9 protein-coding genes are annotated in these 23,808 nt (G+C 58.8%); 4 read left to right on the top strand and 5 right to left on the bottom strand.

All coding sequences use genetic code 11. The features are described 5' to 3' along the window. From ACZ9IM_RS27610 to ACZ9IM_RS27595, 4 genes are all read left to right on the top strand, one after another. On the top strand, positions 1-1,791 hold a 1,791-nt coding region (locus tag ACZ9IM_RS27610), incomplete at its 5' end, for a T1SS-143 repeat domain-containing protein (protein ID WP_476225535.1). A 480-nt stretch (positions 1,792-2,271) separates the two neighbouring features. Continuing rightward, positions 2,272-6,564 carry a beta strand repeat-containing protein gene (locus tag ACZ9IM_RS27605; RefSeq protein WP_476225534.1) on the top strand — a complete coding sequence of 1,431 codons (4,293 nt, stop codon included), beginning with the start codon at positions 2,272-2,274 and terminating at the stop codon, positions 6,562-6,564. A 329-nt stretch (positions 6,565-6,893) separates the two neighbouring features. After that, entirely contained in the window at positions 6,894-9,614 is a 2,721-nt protein-coding gene (locus ACZ9IM_RS27600) for a DUF5801 repeats-in-toxin domain-containing protein (protein WP_476225533.1), read from the top strand. Positions 9,615-9,857: 243 nt separating this feature from the next. Beyond that, on the top strand, positions 9,858-15,806 hold the full coding sequence (locus tag ACZ9IM_RS27595; protein WP_476225531.1) for a DUF5801 repeats-in-toxin domain-containing protein: 5,949 nt from the start codon (positions 9,858-9,860) through the stop codon (positions 15,804-15,806). Positions 15,807-15,929: 123 nt separating this feature from the next. Here ACZ9IM_RS27595 and ACZ9IM_RS27590 read toward each other — a convergent pair whose 3' ends face one another. From ACZ9IM_RS27590 to ACZ9IM_RS27570, 5 genes are all read right to left on the bottom strand, one after another. Continuing rightward, entirely contained in the window at positions 15,930-16,673 is a 744-nt protein-coding gene (locus tag ACZ9IM_RS27590) for a response regulator transcription factor (protein WP_123494908.1), read from the bottom strand. A 537-nt stretch (positions 16,674-17,210) separates the two neighbouring features. Then, positions 17,211-18,590, bottom strand: coding sequence for a TolC family outer membrane protein (locus ACZ9IM_RS27585; protein ID WP_476225530.1), 1,380 nt, complete (start codon positions 18,588-18,590; stop codon positions 17,211-17,213). A gap of 2 nt (positions 18,591-18,592) precedes the next feature. Continuing rightward, positions 18,593-19,906 carry an HlyD family type I secretion periplasmic adaptor subunit gene (locus ACZ9IM_RS27580; protein ID WP_401171013.1) on the bottom strand — a complete coding sequence of 438 codons (1,314 nt, stop codon included), beginning with the start codon at positions 19,904-19,906 and terminating at the stop codon, positions 18,593-18,595. Beyond that, complete coding sequence (locus tag ACZ9IM_RS27575; RefSeq protein WP_476225545.1) at positions 19,887-21,668, bottom strand: type I secretion system permease/ATPase; 1,782 nt, start codon at positions 21,666-21,668, stop codon at positions 19,887-19,889. Before ACZ9IM_RS27575 ends, ACZ9IM_RS27580 begins: the two co-directional genes overlap by 20 nt. 394 nt (positions 21,669-22,062) lie before the next feature. After that, on the bottom strand, positions 22,063-23,466 hold the full coding sequence (locus ACZ9IM_RS27570) for an MFS transporter (protein WP_476225529.1): 1,404 nt from the start codon (positions 23,464-23,466) through the stop codon (positions 22,063-22,065). Between the last annotated feature and the right edge of the window lie 342 nt (positions 23,467-23,808).

The raw sequence follows: 23,808 nt of genomic DNA, 5'->3' as shown, positions 1-23,808 counted from the left end.
GGTACTGCCGCAACGGGAACCGTCGACGAGGACGGCCTGGCCAATGGCATTGCCGGGGGTACGGGCGACGTGACCGGCGAGGCGACCACGGCCAGCGGCAGCGTGACCGGTATCTTCCAGTCGGGCGCCGACACGCCGCTGACCTATGCCTTGTCGAGTAACACCAGCAGCTTGCCGGCGCTGAACTCGGGCGGGGTGGCGCTGGTGTACAGCGTCGCGGGCGGCACGCTTACCGCCAAGGCCGGCGTAGCCGGTGCCGACGTGTTCACGTTCAGCCTCACCGCAGCGGGTGTGTACAGCTTCACGCTGCTCAAGCAGCTGGATCACGTGGATGGCAACGACGAGAACGACATCACCCTCAACCTGGGCACGCTGCTGCAGGCCACCGACTACGATGGCGACACGGTGACGGCCGCGGCCGACAAACTGGTCATTACCGTCGACGACGATACGCCCGTTATAGGGACCGCCCCTGTGCAGGATCTCGATCCCACTTTGGGTGCGACGTCATGGACCTTTTCGAGTGACTTCGCCTACTCGATAGGTGCGGACCAGCGCGGGCCGACCTACTCTTCGGCAGCGGACAGTGATTTTGCCGCCCTCGCCCTTTCTGGTTCGGCGAACGATGTTGCGATCGTTGATCCAACGGTCACCTGGGATTCAGAGAGTCTCGCCGCTGCCACGTTTAACGTGTCGTTCAAATACGATCACGATCGTAATGCTGCCACCACGCCTGAACTGGTGGAAGGCACGCTGGTGTTTGACAAAGTCAATGACACCTACACCTTCGAGATGGATGCGCTGCAAGTGAAGCAAGACGTCACGCTGGGCGAAGGCACTGGATACGAAACGTATGACGTGGGTGGCACGAGTCCTTCCAGTGGCCCATCACCTGTGGCCACTGGGAAGCTTGGGGAAGGTTTCTACATCCAGATCACGGGCTTCGAGGCACCACTTAGTGCCGGCGGCAATACTGCCGTGGCGGCGGGTGAGCTGGTGAGCGGCACGCAGGCCCCTGTAACCTTGTCCAGCACTGCTCTGGGCGTTTCCGGAAATACGATCCAGGCAGGTGAAGCGGCCAACATCAATTTCTTCCAGACTGATCCGAAAGGAGATCTGGGCGCGACCAATTTTAGTTACGCGACCGATTTCTTTATCAAGTTCGATGGATACGAGACTGAAAGCGATGATCTTGTGCTTATAGTCAGTCTTGCTGATGCAAATGATTCTTCCATCACTACGACACGGGCCATCTACGTCGACCAAGGCGATGTGTACGAGAACGATACAAACAACGCCGATCTTGTTGGAACCAAGTACGAGGCCCTTATCCTCGATGACCTAGCCGATCCGAACGACCCGTTCCTGGACAACAATGATGCTCTATTGATTGTTGAAAGTAATGACTTCAACATTCAGGCCGGTGATAACTGGCTCATCAAGGGTATTCAGATTCTTTCGAATGATGCTGGCCTTACGGGCAGCGCGATAAATCTGAATCGCAATGTCGGTGCCGATGGCGCAAGCAGCACTGCCGCACAGCCGGTCGTTGGTCTCGTCGGGCCTGGAAACACGATTGCGGAGGATACGAGTACGAATCCGCTGAAGATCATCGATGCTGGTTTCTCCACCACCACGACTACACCCGCTACCCTTGATCTAACGCTGGATTTCAAGGTCGTCGATAGCGATAACGATTTCACCGCTGTACAGACGATTGATATCGAAAATCCTGTCGTGGTCGAACTGGTGGGATTAACTAACTTGGCACCGACAGATTTCGTGCTTTGATCCGCTAAGAAGAGTACGCGCGCGACAGGATGTAAAACCTGTCCCGCGCGGTAATGCTGGCGACACGGTGATCGTATTGGTCGGTGTCAATCTTGCAACCGAAGTTGCACCGGGAGACTTCGTCTGATCCCTTAATTTGCATGACTTCTTCAGGAGGTGTTTATTGGTTAGCCTCGCGGCCCACAAGGCAGCGGGGCTTTCCATTTCCGGTATACCTACCTCCCGGTATCCAATGTCGGTTGCCAAACGGAATCGAGTCCCCAACACCCTCTCTGATCAGGGCTTATGGTTGATCCATGGACCCTGTACTCATCGCGCCGCTCCTTTGCGTCCTCATCCCGTCTCCCCCTCCCAAGTAGTCTGAAACTCCCACCCCGCTTGGGAGTATCGGCCGATGCGCAATAGCCGGCGCTTATCCATAGTTGCGGCCAATGGTCAACGGTCAGGCCAAGATGACCGCAATTGCTCTGGAGAAAGATCATGGCTATTGGAACCACCGGTGTGAACGTTTCGCTGGACGAAACGTCCGGTTTGCAGAATGCCACCGCCACGCCGACCCCTACGGGAGACGCTGACGACAACGACATTCTGGTGACCTCCCTGCCCTCGACCTTCGCTACCCGTTTGACGGCCCTGGGTGCCGGGACCGCAACGGGTGCAGCGTTGAGTGGCTATACCGGTGCCGTGGGCAACACAGGCAGCAATGCGTTCACCGTCACCACTGACCCCGGAGCCAGCATCACCAATATCAGCTTCGTCGACAGCGCCGGCGCACCACTCAATGGTCTGGACAGCGGTCTGGATACCCTCGATGGCACCAGCATCCTTCTCTACACGGATGCGAACAACGACAACATCGTTCTGGGCCGAGCCGGTGGCTCGACCGGCGCGATCGTGTTCGCCGCCTACATCGAAGAAACCGGATCTCCGGTCTCGGGCGGCAAGATCTGGACCGTGGAGTACCAACCGCTCAAGCATCCAGATGCTACGAACGCCGATGATTCGCTCAATCTGCTGAATAAGGTGTTCATCGGAGCCAGTCAGGACCTGGAATTCAGCCTGGCCAATGCGCCCTCCGGTCAGAACCTGTTCCTGATGTTCACCAAAGCGAACCCGGCAACTGCAACGGTCGATGGTGTCTTGCGGATCACGGATCCCGTGATCATCGCCACCGGCAAGGATCCGGCGAATCAGTCAACTGGCGTCAATATAACGACTGGCGACACGATCAATACCAGCCAGGCGGGTGGCCCTACCACCTTCGGCACCAACAGCCAGATGATTACGGAACAGGAAGGCATCCGTTATTCGTTCGTCACCGGTGCCAGGCAGGATATGACCATTCCTAACCTGGATCAGAACGAAGCAGATGTTGAATCCAACATCGACTTTACCGGCGTCTTCAATGCGAAGATGGCCAATTTCGACGTCGTGCAGTTGCAAAGCGGCAAGAGTGCTGTGGTAAAAATCAGCGCATTCAGCACCGCTGTTGAATCTGGCGCGGCGTTCATCGACGGCTATGCGGGTGATACGCCGGTTGCCATCACCAATGTTCGCGTCTTCAACAGCGCCGGGGTGGTGATCGAGAATTCAAACGGATCGGTGAATGATCCGGCCATTGGCATCACCTTTTCCGGTGGGGTTGCTACCATCACCGGCGTTTTGGCCGGCTACCAGATTGAATACACCACAACGTCGGATCACAACCGTGTGCTCATCGAGAACGGGGCGGCCCTCGACGCCAAGGGCAATGCCCACGCCGATTTTGATATCGGTGGTTTCACGCTGGTCCAGGCCTCTGTTTCGAAAACCGAAATCGGCTCCAAAATGATCTTCGAGGACGACGGCCCGAGCGCGGACGTGGTTGATGGCGGCGGCGCAGTGACGATCGACGAGACGGCTGGCAACCAGGACAACGACAGCGACCTGGCAGCGGTTCTGGCCCTGTTCGACACAGAAGTAACGAATAAAGGCACGGACTTGAATCCAACCGAGTTCGCGATCAGCACCACACCTTTGGCCACCACGACACTGAGCAGCTTTGGCCAGGACGCCGCGGGCGGGACGAAAGTGCTGTCGCTGGCGATTGTGGGCGGTGATGGCACCGACTCGTTGCTCAACACCACCGATGGCAAGGACATCAAGCTGTTCAAGGAAGGCAATCTGATTGTCGGCCGCTATGACGTGGCCAATGGCACGGTCACAGCAGATGATCCCGCGGCGTTCGCGATTGCACTGCAACAGGACGGCAACGTGGCGGTGGCGCAATATGTCTCGCTCACGCACCCTGTCGCCGGCAGTTCGGCGACGGACCATGACGACCGGGTCGATTTGGCCGGCCTGGTCAATGCGGTGGTGACGGTGACCGACGGCGACGGCGACACCAGCACCGACAGCGTCGGCATCGGCGATGACATCAACTTCGACGACGACGGGCCGAGCGCGGACGTGGCCGATGGCGGCGGTTCAGTAACAATCGACGAGACGGCCGGCAACCAGGATAACGACAGCGATGCGGCGGCGGTTCTGGCGCTGTTCGACACAGAAGTGGCGAACAAGGGCACGGACTTGAGTCCAGCGGAGTTCGCGATCAGCACCACGCCTTTGGCCACTACGGCGCTCAGCAGCTTTGGCCAGGACCAGGAGGGTGCGACGAAAGTGTTGTCACTGGCGATTGTGGGCGGTAATGGCACCGACTCGCTGCTCAACACCACCGATGGCAAGGACATCAAGCTGTTCAAGGAAGGCGATCTGATTGTCGGCCGCTATGACGTGGCCAATGGCACGGTCACGGGAGCCGATCCGGCGGCGTTCGCGATTGCGCTGTTGCAGGACGGCAACGTGGCGGTGGCGCAGTATGTTTCGCTCACGCACCCTATCGCCGGCAGCTCGGCGGCTGCCCATGACGATCAGGTCAATCTGGCCGGACTGATCAACGCAGTGGTGACGGTGACCGACGGCGACGGCGACACCAGCACCGACAGCGTCGGTATCGGCGGCGACATCAACTTCGACGACGACGGGCCGGCGGCGTCAGCCAACAGCACGGTGCTGCTCGACGACGATGCACTCACCGGTGGCAATTCTGGCGGCACGGACGACGATGCAGACGCGGCTAACGCAAGCGGCACACTGGGCCACGACTTTGGTCAGGACGGGGCCGGCACGGTGGCCTATCTGACCAGCGGCGCGCCCACAGGCTTCACCTATGTGGCTGATGGCACCAGTTTGTTGGTCAAGCAGGGCACGACCACGGTGCTGACCCTGACGATGGTTGCGGCAACAGGTGCCTACTCGGTGGTGCAAAACAATCCGATCGCTCATGCGGCGGGTCTGAACGAGAACAACCAGGCGTTCACCATCAGCTACCGGGTGACCGATGGTGATGGCGATACGGTCGACGGCACGCTGGGGATCAACGTCGACGACGATACCCCCGTTATCGAGACAGCCCCTGTGCAGGATGTCGATCCCACTTTGGGTGCGACGTCATGGACCTTTTCGGGTGACTTCGCCTACTCGATAGGTGCGGACCAGCGCGGGCCGACCTACTCTTCGGCAGCGGACAGTGATTTTGCCGAACTCGCCCTCTCTGGTACGGCGAACGATGTTGCGATCGTTGATCCAACGGTCACCTGGGATTCGGAGAATCTCGACGCTGCCACGTTTGATGTGTCGTTCAAATACGATCACGATCGCAACGCTGCCACCGATCCTGAACTGGTGGAAGGCACGCTGGTGTTTGACAAAGTCAATGACACCTACACCTTCGAGCTGGATGCGCTGCAAACGACGCAAGACGTCACGCTGGGCGAAGGCACTGGATACGAAACGTATGACGTGGATGGCACGAGCCCTTCCAGTGGCCCATCACCTGTGGCTACCGGGAAGCTTGGTGAAGGTTTCTTCATCCAGATCACGGGCTTCGAGTCACCCCTTAGTGCCGGCGGCAATACTGTTGTGACGGCGGGTGAGCTGGTGAGCGGCACGCAGGCCCCTGTAACCTTGTCCAGCACTGCTCTGGGCGTCTCCGGAAATACGATCCAGGCAGGTGAAGCGGCCAACATCAATTTCTTCCAGACTGATCCGAAAGGAGACCTGGGCGCGACCAATTTTAGTTACGCGACCGATTTCTTTATCAAGTTCGATGGCTACGAGACTGAAAGCGATGATCTTGTGCTTATAGTCAGCCTTGCTGATGCAAATGATTCCTCCATCACTACAACACGGGCCATCTACGTCGACCAAGGCGATGTGTACGAGAACGATACAAACAACGCCGATCTTGTTGGAACCAAGTACGAGGCCCTTATCGTCAACGACCTGGCCGATCCGAACGACCCGTACCTGGACAACAATGATGCTCTATTGATTGTTGAAAGTAATGACTTCAACATTCAGACCGGTGATAACTGGCTCATCAAGGGTATTCAGATTCTTTCGAATGATGCTGGCCTTACGGGCAGCGCGATAAATCTGAATCGCAATGTCGGTGCCGATGGCGCAAGCAGCACTGCCGCACAGCCGGTCGTTGGTCTCGTCGGGCCTGGAAACACGATTGCGGAGGATACGAGTACGAATCCGCTGAAGATCATCGATGCTGGTTTCTCCACCACCACGACTACACCCGCTACCCTTGATCTAACGCTGGATTTCAAAGTCGTCGATAGCGATAGCGATTTCACCGCTGTACAGACGATTGATATCGAAAATCCTGTCGTGGTCGAACTGGTGGGAGTGACTAACTTGGCACCGACAGATTTGGTGCTTTGATCCGGTGACCGACATCGCAAGCACTGACATTGTCTGAAAACCGCTGCAGGTACACGGCCTGGCTCCCGCAAGGAGCCAGGCCGTTTTTTATTGGGCCACTGCGGTCCCTGAGCCAAGGCCAGACCAGCCTTGCGGCATGTCCTCATTCACAAACGGAATAGGCGGCACCGTTCCTTCACGCCCTCGTGCTGTTCCCCCATCCAAGTAGTCTGAAACTCCCATCTCGCTTGGGAGTATCGGCCGATGCGCGATCCCCGGCGCTTAGCCATAGTTGCAGCGATAGGTCAACGGTCAGGCCTCGATGACCGCAATTGCTCGGGAGAAAAACCATGGCTATTGAAATCACCGGCGTGGACGTTACGCTGGACGAAACGGCCGGGTTACAGAACGCCACCACCACGCCAACCCCTGCGGGAGACGCTGACGACAACGACATTCTAGTGGCGTCCCTGCCCTCGGACTTCTCAACCCGTTTGACTGCACTGAGTGCCGGTACCGCAACGGGTGCAGCGTTGAGTGGCTATACCGGTGCCGTGGGCGACACGGGCAGCAATGCATTCACTCTCACCGACGCGTCCGGCATTACCGATATCAGCTTCGTCGACAGCAATGGCGCACCGCTCAATGGTCTGGACAGCGGACTGTTTACCCTCGATGGCACCAGCATCCTTCTGTATACCGATACAGAGAACAACAATATCGTTCTGGGCCGAGCCGGGAGCGCAACTGGCGCGATCGTGTTCGCGGCCTACATTGAAGAAACCGGATCGCCGGTCTCGGGCGGCAAGATCTGGACCGTGGAGTACCAACCGCTCCAGCATCCAGATGATACGAACCCCGATGATTCGCTCAATCTGCTGGATAAGGTATTCGTCGGAACCAGTCAGGACCTGGAATTCAGTCTGGCCGGTGCGCCCTCCGGTCAGAACCTGTTCCTGATGTTCACGACGGAGAACCCGACAGTTGTCGATGTCGGTGGTGTTTTGCGGATCACGGATCCCACCATCATCGCCACCGGCAAGGACCCGGCGAATCAGTCAACTGGCGTTAATATAACGACTGGCGACACGATCAATACCAGCCAGGCGGCTGGCCCGACCACCTTTGGCACCAACAGCCAGATGATTACGGAACAGGAAGGCATCCGTTATTCGTTCGTCACCGGTGCCAGGCAGGATGTGACCATTCCTAACCTGGATCAGAACGAAGCAGATGTTGAAGCCAACATCGACTTTACCGACGTCGTCAATGCGAAGAAGGCCAATTTCGACGTCGTACAGTTGCAAAGCGGCAAGAGTGCTGTGGTAAAAATCAGCGCATTCAGCACCGCGGTTGAATCTGGCACGAACTTCATCGACGGCTATGCAAATGACACGCCGGTTGCCATCACCAATGTGCTCGTCACCAACATCAGCACCGGGCAGGTAATCGAGAATTCAGACGGCTCGGTGGATGATCCGAGCATTAACATCACTTTTTCTGGAGGGGTTGCAACCATCACCGGCGTTAAAGCCGGCTATCAGATTGAATACACCACGACGGCGGATCATAACCGGGTGCTCATCGAGAACGGAGCGGCCCTCGACGCCAGGGGCAATACCCACGCCGATTTTGATATCGGTGGTTTCACACTGCTCCAAACCGCTGTTACGATCGAAGAAATCGGCTCCAAGATGCTTTTCGAAGATGACGGCCCAGCACTCGCCTTTGGCAACCTGATCGGCACCGGTAGCGTCCTGCCACAAACCGGATATTGGAGTCATTCGGCCGGCGCCGACGGGCTGGATGCGAACGGTCTGGATATTTCGGTGAATAGCTCGTTCACCCTCGTCAGGCCAGACAACACCACCACAACCGGGACCGCCACGCTCACCGAGCAGTCGCCCTCACCAGACGGCAATGGCGCGTACCAATTCGCCGGGACGTTGACCGGCGATTTCGACAACAACGCCGCCACGGCGGATACCACCATCGACTACACGCTGAGTGCCTTGGCCGATGGCAGCTATGTACTGGATCTGGTGCAAGGCTTCAGTTCGACAGTCGTGCTCAGCAGTGCCGACGGCTCACTCAGTGCCGGCGGTCCGGATCCAGTGCGCACATTGTTAATCCCGCCGCAAAAGCCGCCGACTATTCCTTCGCCCTCTGAGGAGATTGTCTTTTTTGGTGTTAACGCGACCACTTCCTCAAGCGACATATTTTCCGCCATCGTGCTGGGAGCACCCGACCTCACCGAAGCGCAGATAGAGAGTAGCGGGTTTGCGTTCATCGGCAGCGCGAACATGAACGTCAGCACGTCCGGCATCGGGATCGCCAATAACAACCTGGATGGAAACACAACAGCAGGCATCAACGCCGGTGACGAGAGTTTCGTCATCAATCCCGAGTCTTTGTTGTCGAGCATGAAAGTATTCATCGACAACTCAGTGCAAGGGTACAACCCGGCAACGGAAGAGCTGTATTACACGATCTACTACGCGGACGGCACCACGTCGGGTTCGCCGACGAAGGTTCTTGCCGCTGATCTGACCGCGGAGGCCGGAGGACAGACGTCCTTCGTCATCGAGAAGGCGGATGCGACGCTGATCGACGCTGTTCAGCTCACGATGGGCCTGGGCACGATCAAGATCCCGGTGATCGAGTTCATTCAGGAGACCGAGAGCCTGGCCAGCGATATCCAGCTGTCGTTCAACGCGACGGTAACAGACAGGGATGGGGACTCGGCGACGAGTACGTTCGACGCCAACCTGTTCGCCAACGACTTGACCGGCAACTTCGACTACACGCTAGTGGGCACGGGCGGTGAGGCTGATGCCTTCAACGTCGACTTGTCATTCGATGAGAACCTGTACCAGGTCACCGGCTTCGATGCGGACGCCAACCTGCGAGATACGCTGGTGCTCAACGGCGATCAGAACGCCGGTGTCCAGATCGACACAAGCGGCGCAGACAGCATCGTAACGGTTACCGAAACGGGCGGACAAGTCACGACCATCACCTTGGTCGGGGTCGATCTTCTGAGTAGCGACATTGTTTACGGCAGCGTCTGAGAAACGCGCGTGAAAGGATGCGAGGGTGGCACAAACCACCCTCGCATTTTTGCAGTTCCAATAGGACATCCGCACGCTCGCATCAACCTGGGCACCCTGCGACAAACTACCAACGAGGACGACTAGGCCGAAACTCCCATCCCACTTGGGAGTTTCGGCCGATGCGCAATTTCCGGCGCTTAGTCATAGTTGTAGAGGTCAATGGTCAGACCTCAATGACCGCAATTGCTCGGGAGAAAAATCATGGCTATTGCAATCACAGGCGAGGACGTTGTGCTGGACGAGACGGCCGGGTTACAGAACGCCACCGCCACGCCAACCCCTGCAGGAGACGCTGACGACAACGACATTCTGGTGGCATCCCTGCCCGCTTCCTTCTCTACCCGCTTGACCGCACTTGGAGCCGGTACCGCAACGGGTGCGGCCTTGAGTGGCTATACCGGTGCCGCGGGCAACACGGGCACCAATGCGTTCACCATCACCGGTGGAGGAAGCACTAGCGACATCAGCTTCGTCGACAGCGCTGGTGCACCACTCGATGGTCTGGACAGTGGACTGGATACCCTCGATGGCACCAGCATCCTTCTCTATACCGATACGAACAACAACATTCTTCTGGGCCGAGCCGGGGGCGCAGATGGCGCCATCGTGTTCGCGGCCTACATCGAAGAAACCGGATCGCCGGTCACCGGCGGCAAGATCTGGACCGTGGAATACCAACCGCTCAAGCATCCAGATGCTACAAACCCCGATGATTCGCTCAATCTGCTGGATAAGGTGTTCATCGGAGCTACCCAGGACCAGGGATTCAGTCTCGCCGGTGCGCCCTCCGGTCAGAACCTCTTTTTGATGTTCACGAAAGCGAACCCGACCACTGAAACGGTCGATGGTGTCGTGCGGATCACCGATACCACCATCATCGCCACCGGCAAGAACCCCGCTGACCAGTCGAGCGGCGCCAATATCAACACTGGCGACACGATCAATACCAGCCAGGGAGGTGGCCCGACCACCATCGGCACCAACAACCAGATGATTACGGAACAGGAAGGCATCCGCTTTACGTTCGTCACGGGCGCCAGGCAGGATGTGACCGTTCCCAACCTGAGTCAGACCGAAGCAGATGTTGAATCCAACATCGACTTTACCGGGGTCTTCAATTCGACGTCGGCCAGTTTCGACGTCGTGCAGTTGCAAGGCGGCAAGACTGCGGTGGTCAAAATCAGCGCATTCAACACCGCTGTTGAACCTGGCGTGAACTTCGTCAACGGCTATACAGGTGATACGGCGGTTGCCATCACCAATGTGCTCGTCACCAACATCAGCACCGGGCAGGTGATCGAGAATTCAGACGGTTCGGTGAATGATCCGTCCATTGCCATCACCTTTACTGGTGGGGTTGCAACCATCACCGGCGTTCTGGCCGGTTACCAGATTGAATACACCACAACGTCGGACCACAACCGCGTGCTCATCGAGAACGGGGCGGCCCTCGACGCCAGGGGCGATAACCACGCCGATTTTGATATCGGTGGCTTCACGCTGCGCGAAGCCTCTACTACGATCGCCGAAATCGGCTCCAAGATGAACTTCGAAGACGACGGACCAAGCGTCAGCGCCACCGGCACCGAGCCAGTACTGACGGTCGATGAAACGGTGCTGACGACCGACGCCACCCAAAGCTTTACCGCCAACTTCAGCTCGGCGTTCGGCGCTGATGGTCCGGGCACATTGACCTATGCCCTGGGCGTGACGGCCGGTGCTTCGGGGCTGACCGACACGGCCACCGGCGAGGCAGTCAACCTGTCGCTCAACGGCACCGTGGTCGAAGGCCGCACGGCCACCACCAACCTGCTGGTGTTCACGGTCAGCGTCGCCGCCAACGGTGACGTCACCCTCGACCAGCTGCGCGCCGTGGTGCATCCCGATGCCACCGATCCCGATGATGCGACGAGCCTGAGCTCGGACGATCTGGTGACGCTGACGGCAACCATCACCGACAAGGACGGTGACAGTGCCCAGGCGACCCTCAACATCGGGCAAAACCTGGTGTTCGAGGACGACGGACCAAGCATCCACACCACCGGCGACGAACCGACGCTGACGGTAGACGAAACGGTGCTAACCACCGACGCCACCCAGAGCTTTACCGCCAACTTCAGCTCCGCGTTTGGCGCTGATGGCGCCGGCACCCTGACCTATGCGCTGGGCGCGACGGCAGGCCCTTCGGGACTGACCGATACGGCCACCGGCGAGGCAGTCAACCTGTCGCTCAACGGCACCGTGGTCGAAGGCCGCACGGCCACCACCAACCTGCTGGTATTCACGGTCAGCGTCGCCGCCAATGGTGACGTCACCCTCGACCAGCTGCGCGCCGTGGTGCATCCCGATGCTACCGATCCCGATGATGCGACGAGCCTGAGCTCGGACGATCTGGTGACGCTGACGGCAACCATCACCGACAAGGACGGTGACAGTGCCCAGGCGACCCTCAACATCGGGCAAAACCTGGTGTTCGAGGACGACGGACCAAGCATCCACACCACCGGCGACGAACCGACGCTGACGGTAGACGAAACGGTGCTAACCACCGACGCCACCCAAAGCTTTACCGCCAACTTCAGCTCGGCGTTTGGCGCTGATGGCGCCGGCACGCTGACCTATGCGCTGGGCGCGACGGCAGGCCCTTCGGGACTGACCGATACGGCCACCGGCGAAGCGGTCAACCTGTCGCTTAACGGCACCGTGGTCGAAGGCCGCACGGCCACCACCAACCTGCTGGTATTCACGGTCAGCGTCGCCGCCAACGGTGACGTCACCCTCGACCAGCTGCGCGCCGTGGTGCATCCCGATGCCACCGATCCCGATGATGCGACGAGCCTGAGCTCGGACGATCTGGTCACCCTGACGGCAACCATCACTGACAAGGACGGTGACAGTGCCCAGGCGACCCTCAACATCGGCCAGAACCTGGTGTTCGAGGACGATGGACCGAGCATCCACACCACCGGCGACGAACCGACGCTGACAGTAGACGAAACGGTGCTGACAACCGACGCCACCCAGAGCTTTACCGCCAACTTCAGCTCGGCGTTTGGCGCTGATGGCGCCGGCACGCTGACCTATGCGCTGGGCATGACGGCCGGTGCTTCGGGGCTGACCGACACGGCTACCGGCGAAGCAGTCAACCTGTCGCTCAACGGCGGTGTAGTTGAAGGCCGCACGGCCACCACCAACCTGCTGGTGTTCACGGTCAGCGTCGCCGCCAACGGTGACGTCACCCTCGATCAGCTGCGTGCGGTGGTGCATCCCGATGCCACCGATCCGGATGATGCGACGAGCCTGAGCTCAGACGATCTGGTCACCCTGACGGCGACAATCACCGACAAGGACGGCGACAGTGCCCAGGCGACCCTCGACATCGGCCAGAACCTGGTGTTCGAGGACGATGGACCGAGCATCCACACCACCGGCGACGCGCCAACGCTGACGGTAGACGAAACGGTGTTGACGACCGACGCCACCCAGAGCTTTACCGCCAACTTCAGCTCGGCGTTTGGCGCTGATGGCGCTGGCACGCTGACCTACGCGCTGGGCGCGACGGCAGGCCCTTCGGGGCTGACCGACACGGCCACCGGCGAAGCGGTCAACCTGTCGCTCAACGGCACCGTGGTCGAAGGCCGCACGGCCACCACCAACCTGCTGGTGTTCACGGTCAGCGTCGCCGCCAACGGTGACGTCACCCTCGACCAGCTGCGCGCCGTGGTGCATCCCGATGCCACCGATCCCGATGATGCGACGAGCCTGAGCTCGGACGATCTGGTCACGCTGACGGCCACCATCACCGATAAGGACGGCGACAGTGCCCAGGCGACCCTCGACATCGGCCAGAACCTGGTGTTCGAGGACGACGGACCGAGCATCCACACCACCGGCGACGAGCCAACGCTGACGGTAGATGAAACGGTACTGGCGACCGATGCCACCCAGAGCTTTACCGCCAACTTCAGCTCGGCGTTTGGCGCTGATGGCGCCGGCACGCTGACCTATGCGCTGGACGCGACGGCAGGCCCTTCGGGGCTGACCGACACGGCCACCGGCGAAGCGGTCAACCTGTCGCTTAACGGCGCCGTGGTTGAAGGCCGCACGGCCACCACCAACCTGCTGGTGTTCACGGTCAGCGTCGCCGCCAACGGTGACGTCACCCTCGATCAGCTGCGCGCCGTGGTGCATCCCGATGCCACCGATCCCGATGATGCGACGAGCCTGAGCTCGGACGATCTGGTCACCCTGAAGGCAACCATCACTGACAAGGACGGCGACAGTGCCCAGGCGACCCTCAACATCGGCCAGAACCTGGTGTTCGAAGACGACGGACCAAGCATCCACACCACCGGCACGGAGCCAATACTGACGGTGGACGAAACGGTCCTGACAACCGACGCCACCCAGAGCTTTACCGCCAACTTCAGCTCCGCGTTTGGCGCTGATGGCGCCGGCACGCTGACCTATGCGCTGGGCATGACGGCCGGCCCTTCGGGACTGACCGACACGGCCACCGGCGAGGCGGTCAACCTGTCGCTCAACGGTGGCGTGGTGCAAGGCCGCACGGCCACCACCAACCTGCTGGTGTTCACGGTCAGCGTCGCCGCCAATGGTGACGTCACCCTCGACCAGCTGCGCGCCGTGGTGCATCCCGACGCGACCAATCCCGATGATTCGACGACGCTGTCGGCGGACAATCTGGTGACGCTGACAGCAACCATCACCGACAAGGACGGCGACAGCGCCCAGGCAACCCTCAACATCGGGAAGAACCTGGTGTTCGAGGACGACGGCCCATCACTGGCATTCGGCAACCTGATCGGCACCGGTAGCGTCCTGCCGCAATTCGGCTTCTGGGACCATTCGGCGGGTGCCGACGGGCTGGGTGCGGCCGGTCTGGATATTTCGGTGAATAGCTCGTTCACCCTCGTCAGGCCAGACAACACGACCACGACCGGGACCGCCACGCTCACCGAGCAGTCGCCCTCACCGGACGGCAGTGGTGCGTACCAATTCGCCGGGACGTTGACCGGCGATTTCGACAACAACGCCGCCACAGCGGATACCAGCGTCGACTACACGCTGACCGCCTATGCCGATGGCCGCTATGCACTGGATCTGGTGCAAGGCTTCAGTTCAGAGATCGTGCTCAGCACTGCCGACGGCGCGCTCGGTGCCGGCGGTCCGGATCCAGTGCGTACATTGTTAATTCCAGAGCAGGATCCACCGACTATTCCTTCGCCATCTGAGGAGATTGTGTTCTTTACCGCGAAGGCGCTTGCGTCGACTGCGGACATCCTGAGCGGAATCGGGCTTGGAGAACCCGACCCCACCGAAACAACGCTACAAACCAACCCCCTGCCCTCGTACATCGACCCGAGGGCCATGAACGTCAGCACCGCCGGCATCGGCGTCGCCAATAACCTGTTCCAGGGAGACAACCTGGCGGCAATCGGCGCTGCCGATGAAAGTTTCGTCGTCAATCCGGAGAGCTTGCTGACGGGCATGAGGGTCTTCATCGACAACTCCGTGGGAGGTTACAACACGGCGACCGAGGACCTGTACTACAGGGCCTTCTACGAGGATGGCACGTTCTCGAACCTCATCGAAGTGAACACCCTGACTCCGGAGGCAGGCGGACAGGTATCCTTCCTCATTGAGAGCGACGGCACGAATCTGATCGACGCTGTTCAGCTCACAATGGCCCGAGGCGAGATCAAGATCCCGGTGATCCAGTTCATTCAGGAGAGCGAGAGCCTGGCCAGCGATGTCCAGCTGACGTTCAACGCGACGCTGACCGACAAGGATGGGGACTCGGCAACGAGTACGTTCGACGCCAACCTGTTCGCCAACGACTTGACCGGCACCTTCGACTTCACGCTGGCGGGCACGGGCGGTGAGCGTGATGCCTTCAACATCGATTTGTCAGTCGATGAGAACCAGTACCAGGTCACTGGCTTCGATGCGGACGCAAACCTGCGAGACACCTTGGTGCTCAATGGCGACCAGAGTGCGGTTGTCCAATCGATCGACAACACCGGCGCAGACAGCATCGTGACGGTTGCCGAAACGGGCGGACAAGTCACGACCATCACCTTGGTCGGGGTCGATCTTCTGAGTAGCGACATTGTTTACGGCAGCGTCTGAGAAACGCGCGTAAAACAATGCGAGGGTGGCGCAAGCCACCCTCGCATTGTTTTGTCAGTTCCAATATTAGATCCGCACGCTCGTATCAACCCCGGCACCCTGCGGCAGACGCGCCCAAGGGTGTCAAAACGTCTTTTTTTGACGTGAAACCAAATCCAGTTCCACCCACGTGGACTCGGGCGGTTTTTCGTTGTTGGTGAGCCCGTGCTTCAGCGCATACATCAGCAAATCGATGCGGTTGATCAGATCAAGCTTTTGATAGATGTTGCTGAGGTGGTTGTGCACGGTGTGCTCGCTGATGCCCAGACGCCCGGCGATGCTCATGTATTTGGCGGACGGATCCCCGACAATGGCGCGAATCAATTCCCTCTCGCGTAGCGTCAGCCGCGCCTGTTTTGCCTGCTCCAGATTGCATTTCAAATGGATATTCCCGGTCGCGGCATAGCCGGAAAGCCCACCGGCCCAGGCTCTATCCAGTCCGGTGTCGCGATGATGGACTGTGATGATGGCCTGGATGATCGATTCCGTCGGGTCTTCCGCCAGCACGATGCCCCGTGCGCCCGCCTCTATTGCCTGGGCAACGGGGATGGCTTCGTACAAACCCTTGAGCACCAGCACTTTCATTTCGGCGTTGCGGGTGAGTCCCGCAACGACTTCCAAAGGGTTCAACGCATCTGGAAAAAAACTGAAAAAAATCACATTGGGGCGCAACTGATCGGCAAGATCCAGCGCATTGGTGTAGGTGGTGGCCTGGCCGCTCACTTCCATCTGAGGCTTCCTGGCATTGATCAAATCTTGAAGACCCATGAGAACGAGGGGACGACAATCGATCAGCATCACACGTATTGTTTTTTTGTGGGTCGTCATATTTTCCTGACTCCCTTGAAGAATTAATGACCTCCCTCCCTTGGCCTTCCTGAATCAGCAGCTCGCTCACCTGCCCATCGTGATCGAAAGACAGATGCGAACGCCGACAGGCCTTAACGGTGCCTGCCCGGGTATTCATTTTTGGGGCCCTTCCCACTGGCTTCACAAGCAGGGGTTGCGGGCGTTTCCGAAAGCCGGGCAAAGCCATCGAGGCAACATAAATAGGAATAATCATCAATCACTTGCGCGTGATGACGTGCTCCCTCGATCTGTTCAACTGAGTCTAGGCCAGACCAGCACACTGCCAGCACGCCCATCCGCCAGTCGTCGACTCACGCCTCATGCGGGTAACCCAGCGGTTGTCAAAAACGCCAATTTGACCCTTTAAAATCAATATCTTAGGTTCTCCACGGCCGACCTGCGACCTAGGTCTGACCGCGACCGAAATCGTCAATTAACCGACGAATGGCTTACGCGCAGACGTAATCACAATACTGGCGTCAATTTATCGGCGACAGAGTCGATGTTGCGGCAGGATCAGGGGGATGTGAAGTTTTGGCTGGAGCTGCCGGAGCTCAACCAGCCATTAACGCTTTCGACACTTTCGGTAGGCAGCTTTCCCGCCCAACGATTGAGCGTGAGGACATTCGTGATGAATTCGTATTGCGTCTTGAGCAGGTCACGACGCGCCCGGAATTCGTTGCGTACGCTGGTCAGTACATCGACGGCATTGACCATTCCGTAATCGAGCGCTTTCTCTGCGGCCACTCTGGACAGCTGTGCCGAGGCCAAGGCATTGCGGCTCGCACTGATCTTTTCTCCGCTCGAATTGGCGGTCAGGTAAGCGCTGGTGATCTCCTTGACCACCCGGCGCCGGATCGCTTCCAGTTCCTGCTCGGCGGTAATCTGATCCTGATAGAGCCCACGGACCCGCGCCGAGGTCGAGCCGCCGCTGTACAGCGGCACCTGAACGCCAATCCCGGCGACATAGCTGTCGGTGCGTGGCGCCAGGGTATTGTTGTAGCCCTCGTTGGTCTGCTGCGCGCTCAGCGTAAGGCTCAGGGTCGGATAGTGCCCGCCCTTGCCGCTGCGCAACGCAGCGCCCGCGGCTTCCACACCGCTTTCGTTGGCCTTGAGCGCCGGGTTTAGCGCTATACCCTCGCGCACCCAGGTTTCCAGGCTCTGCGCCGAAACCCGTAGTTGCACGTCATCGCGAATCCGGTTGAGCTTCTCCTTGACCGGCCGGCCGACGATCTCCGCAAGGGCCTCGCGACTGATACTGGCCTGGTTCTGGGCATCCAGTTCCTGCGCCGCCAGCAAATCGACCCGGGCCTTGAGGTCGAGCTGATCAGTAATCATTGCCAGCTGCTTCTCATACAACGCATTGACTCGGTCCAGACTCTTTTGCGTGGTTCGACGCTCCGCCCTCACCAACTCCAGTTCATCCTCGGCGGCCAGCGCGGTGAAGTAACGCTGTGCCAGGTCCACTGTGGCCTCGGCCTGAGCATCCAGCGCTTGCGATTCGGACTGCTTGGCCAGGCTTTTGAATTTTTGGTAGTTCTCCCACGCGGCCTTGTTGTAGAGGTACTGACGCAGCACCAAGCTGTAGTTTTCGCTATCGTAACTGCGCTGCACCAGATCGCTCTCCTGATGAATCCGATTCGTCCCGGCATTGAGCGAGACCTGCGGGAACAGCGCCCCCATAGCCTCGCGCTGATGCTCCTTACCCGCCTGCGCTTGCGCATAGGAGGCCAATACCCGCGGATCTTCCAGCCTCGACTCACGGTACAACTGCATGAGGTCGGTGGAAAATGTCGAGGCACTGACACCGGTCGGCGTGGCCGCAATGGTTTGCGCCAGAGCGGTACCCGCCGCAAGCATGAACACACCGCCCAGCAAAACTGCTGATGCGCTCATGGTCATTCCTCGATCAACGATTGAGACATGGCATCGCGAGCAGGCTGCATCAAGTACTGCAACAATGTGCGTTGCCCGGTGATGATTAATACGTCCGCCGGCATCCCCGGCAACAATTTGCGCTCACCCAAGGTGCGCACGCCCTCCTCGGTTACCCGCACCCGCGCCAGGTAATAGGCCGTCCCGGCCTTTTCGTTGACCAGCCGGTCAGCCGATACGCTGCTGACCTCGCCTTCGATCACCGGAGTGGTCGAGCTTTTGAACGCGCCGAAACGGATATCGGCCCGCTTGCCGATGCCGATACGATCAATATCCACCGGCGCCACCTGGGCCTCTATGACCAGCTCGGAAACCGATGGAACGATATCCAGCAGCGGCGTCGCCGGGCTTACCACACCACCGATGGTGTGCACGGTCATGCCAATCACCATGCCCGCGTCGGGTGCGCGGATGACAATACGACTGAGCCGGTCTTCCAGGGACGAGGTTTTCTCTTGCAGGTCGTACATCCGGGTCTGTACCTCGGCCAGCTCCTTGACCACCTCAGTATTGAAATCCTTGTCAATTTGCAGAATCTGCAACTGTGTTTCGTTGATCTGTAGACGGGTCTTGTTAATAGCGGAACGGTGATCAGCCACCTCCGACCTGAGCATCCCCAGCTTGCGTTCCTGATCGAGCAGACGTTGTTTGTCAACGAACCCTTGCTTGAGCAGGTCGGTCAATTCAACGATTTCACCGCTGTAGGATTTCTCCAGATGAACCTTGGCAGCAATCATCGATTCCAGTCCCTTGATCTGTTGACTCAACTGGCCAATGCGTTCGCGCAACACCGAGATCTGACCCAGCCGCGAGCCCTGCCGGGCGTTGAATACCTGGGTCTCGCCCTGACGCGCCTCCACGCCGCGCAGACTATCCGGATCGGCTATCTCGCCAAAGCTGATCGCCGACAGTGTGTCGCGTTCGGCCCTGAGTCTTGCCTCCATGGCTCTGGTGGCGACCAGCTGGCCTCGGGTCATCTCGTATTCGAAGCGCAACTGGGCATCATCAAGAATGATCAGCGGATCACCACGCTTGACGATGTCACCGTCATGGACCAGTACCGCTTTGACGATGCCGCCTTCAGGATGCTGGACCGTTTTGCGGTAAGTCTGCACGGTGACCACCCCCGGCGCGTAAGCGGCACCGTCCAGGGGTGCAAGCGCCGCCCAGGTGCCGAACAGGCCAAAGGTCACCCCGACAATACCAATGCCCAGGCGGCGTGCTTTACGATCAGATGTCGGCAGGCCGGCGAAGCTTTCAATTTGACGACTGGGCATCGTAGGGTTCATCGGCATCGCCCTTGCTGGTTTTGACCGAAGCCATGGTGGCGCCTGCCGACATGGCGTGCTTTTGTGCCTGTTGTTTCTGCGCAAGTTCGGCGAGCACTTGCTCGCGTGGTCCATAAAGACTGATAGCCCCTGCGTTCATCACCATGAGCCGGTCCAGTTGCGACACGATGTTGGTTCGGTGGGTAATGACAAACAGGGTCGCGCCGCTCTGCTTGATCTGCTGGATGGCTGCCACCAGGGCGCGATCGCCGACTTCGTCAAGATTGGAGTTGGGCTCGTCGAGAATAATCAGTCGCGGGCTGCCATACAGGGCGCGGGCCAGTCCGATGCGCTGGCGCTGCCCTCCCGACAGCGTGAGGCCTTCACTGCCGATGACGGTGTCGTAGCCATCGGGCAATTGCAAAATCATTTCGTGAACGCCAGCGGTCCTGGCAGCCTGAATGACTTTTACCGAGTCGACCTCGGCGAAGCGGGCAATGTTCTCGCTGATGCTGCCTTCGAACAGCTCAATGTCCTGGGGCAAGTAACCTATATACGGTCCAAGTTCATCTTTATCCCACGCGCTGATGTCCGCGCCATCGAGCCGGACCACGCCATGCAGCGGTGCCCATACCCCCATCAATGCCCTGGCCAGGGTCGATTTACCCGCGGCGCTGGGACCGATGATGCCGACAACGCAGCCGGCAGGTACGTTGAAACTCATGTTGTTGATGATCGGGGTTCTCGAACCAGGTGCCGCAACCACCAGATTCTCTACCTGCACGTGCCCCTGAGGCGCAGGCAATGACATACGCTCGGGCTGGGCCTGTTGTTTGTCGAGGATGTCGTTGAGACGGCCGTATTGCGAGCGAGCCGCAATAAAGCCCCTCCAACTGCCGATGATCAGATCGATGGGGGCCAATGCACGCCCTAGCAGCACGGCCCCGGCAAACACCAAGCCTGCCCCCACTTGATGGTCCACGGCCAGGTAGGCCCCCAGGCCAAGGATCAGTGATTGCACCAGGATCCGGAAGGTCTTGGAAAGCGTGCTGATTATGGCACCTCTGTCGCTCGCTTGGGCCTGCAGCAACAGGACGTTTCTTTGACGATGCCCCCAACGGTCCATCAGGGTTTCAAGCATGCCCATGGACTCGATGACTTCAGCGTTGCGCAGATTTTTCGTGGTGTAGAGCGTCGCGCCGATATGTTCCTTGTTCGCCTGAGCCAGAGTTGGCCCCGTCAGCCTCTCATTGATAAACGCGAGCAATAACAACAGCAGCGCACTGCCCGTCGCTACCCAGCCAAACCAGGGGTGAAACATGAACATCACGGCGATGTAGATAGGCAACCAGGGCGCATCGAAAAAGGCGAACAAACCATTACCGGAGAGAAACTGTCTCAAACCCGTCAAGTCGTTGAGCGACTGGGCCGAAGCATCCATGCCACCGCTGTCCAGCGCCCGTTTGAAACTGGCCTTATAGACCTGGCGACTCAGCAACACATCCAGTCGGGTACTGACCCGAACCATGATGCGCGAACGGATCCATTCCAGGGAGCCGAGCGTGATGATCAGCCCGGTCATGATCAGCGTCAGCATTGCCAGAGTTGTCAGGCTTCCGCTGGTCATCACTCGCCCATACACCTGAAGCATATAGAAGGTGGGAACGAGCATGAGCGCGTTGATGAAAAGGCTGAAAAAACCAACAGAAATAAAGCTGTCTCTACAGGCTTTCAACGCATTTTTCAGGCTGTTTTCAGGTGTGCTCCGCATTGAAACCCCTGCTCGCAAAAACCATCTTCTGGAGCTTAGATCATGCCGAACGACTGTGTGGAGCAATTGGCCGGATCGCCTCCTCCCCCACAATGACCCCACGGCGAGGAGCGCAAGCGATCGGCGACGAAACGAGGATGCTCTATAACGTGCTGTCGCCCTTATCACGGGCTGGAGAGAGGTTTCTGGTGCAGGTTATTGGCCAAATAGCGGATTGCCAGGCAAGGGCGTCGTACGCCTTCCTTCGTTTATGGCAATCCGATAGTCGGCACCGACAGGCCGGACTTCGTCGACCACATGGGTGGCGGAGGCTCAGAGGAAGGCGATCAAGTCACGCACTGCGACAAAATGCGTCGCAGTGCGTAGCCCTCGCTGGCTGACGGGTGCCAGCCGTTTACAGATCGGTGATTTCCTTATGGCGTGGTACCAGCGCCTTCATGACGCTCCATGCCACCAGATAGGCCAAGGCACAGATGGCAAACATGATCATGTAGCCGGTATGAATATCGCCGATCAGTTTGTAGTGATCGATCACCCAACCGCCGATCTTGGTCATCACTACGCCGCCCAAGCCGCCTGCCAAACCGCCGATACCGACCACCGAAGCGATGGATTTTTGCGGAAACATGTCAGACACGGTGGTGAAAATGTTGCACGACCATGCCTGGTGCGCCGACGCGCCCACGCCAATCAGCAGCACCGGCACCCAGAAACTGATGTAACCCAATGGCTGCGCCAGTAACACCAGCAACGGAAAGAATGCGATCACCAGCATGGCTTTCATGCGACCGTCATACGGCGCGTCGCCGCGTGACATGAAATAGCTGGGGAACCAGCCGCCGCCGATACTGCCAATCATGGTCATGCTGTACAGCACGGCCAACGGCATCACGATGGCTTGGCCTTTCATGCCGTATTGCGCCGACAAATAGGTGGGAAGCCAAAACAGGAAGAACCACCACACGCCGTCGGTCATGAATTTACCGAAAGCAAAAGCCCACGTCTGGCGGTAGGTCAACAATTTGAACCAGGATACTTTTTTGTCGGCAACACCCGATACCGGGCGAGTGACCGCCTGCACGACCTGGTCGCTGCGGATGTAAGCCAGTTCCTGCGCCGAGAGGCGTTTTTGCTGCTCCGGCTTCTCGTACAGCGCAATCCAGACGCCCACCCAAACGAAGCCCAACATACCGATCACGATGAAAGCCGCTTCCCAGCCCCACAGACTGGCGATCAGCGGCACGCAGATCGGCGCCAGGATCGCGCCCACATTGGCACCGGAATTGAAAATGCCGGTGGCGAAGGAACGCTCTTTCTTCGGGAAGTATTCTGCGGTGGCCTTGATTGCGATCGGGAAGTTGCCCGCTTCGCCTATCGCCAGCACGGCGCGCGACACCATGAAGCCTGCGATCGAAACAGGGATGACGGCAAGGCCCAAGGCGCTGCTGATGCCGGCAATACCCTCGCCCATCGGCTCCGCAAAGGCGTGCATGACCGCGCCGGCCGACCAGATGCAGATCGCTACCACATAGGCGGTCTTGGTGCCGATCTTGTCGACCACGCGACCGGCGAACAGCATGGAAATCGCGTACACAAACTGGAAAACGGAGGCGATGTTGGCGTAATCGCTATTGCTCCAGCCAAATTGCGTCGATAGATCCGGCGCCAACAGGCTCAATACCTGGCGGTCGAGGTAATTGACGGTAGTGGCAAAAAACAACAGCGCGCAGATAGTCCAGCGATAGTTGCCGACAGCCTGGCCGATTCGCTGAGCATTGATGGGCTCGTTCAGATTCATGGCATCACTTTATTGTTGGATTAGGGTGATGAAGTCTCGGTTTTAAGCGAGATCAATTGTCGTAGAGCATCGCCACAACGCGATGGGTCCGCGCCAAGGCCATTCAGACTCCTGGGTGTTTGCGATTAACTTGAGTAATCATCAGGTGCAACGACGCGCATGCAGTCGGAGTGCTGCGCGCAAATGCCAGCAGCCAGGATTGCATCTTTAGAAGGGGCGTTTAGGGAGGTGAGAAAACAGGCTGAGTTCATGATGGGGGCCGACACTTTTTTTATTGTTAAGGGTTGAGCAGTCGATTAATCGTCTGTCGTCGTACAACTGTGCTTTTTATATCGACACCCC

Source organism: Pseudomonas sp. TE12508, assembly GCF_056279485.1.
The sequence above is the reverse complement of the archived record's forward strand: the minus strand, read 5'-3'. Positions and strand labels throughout refer to the sequence as shown.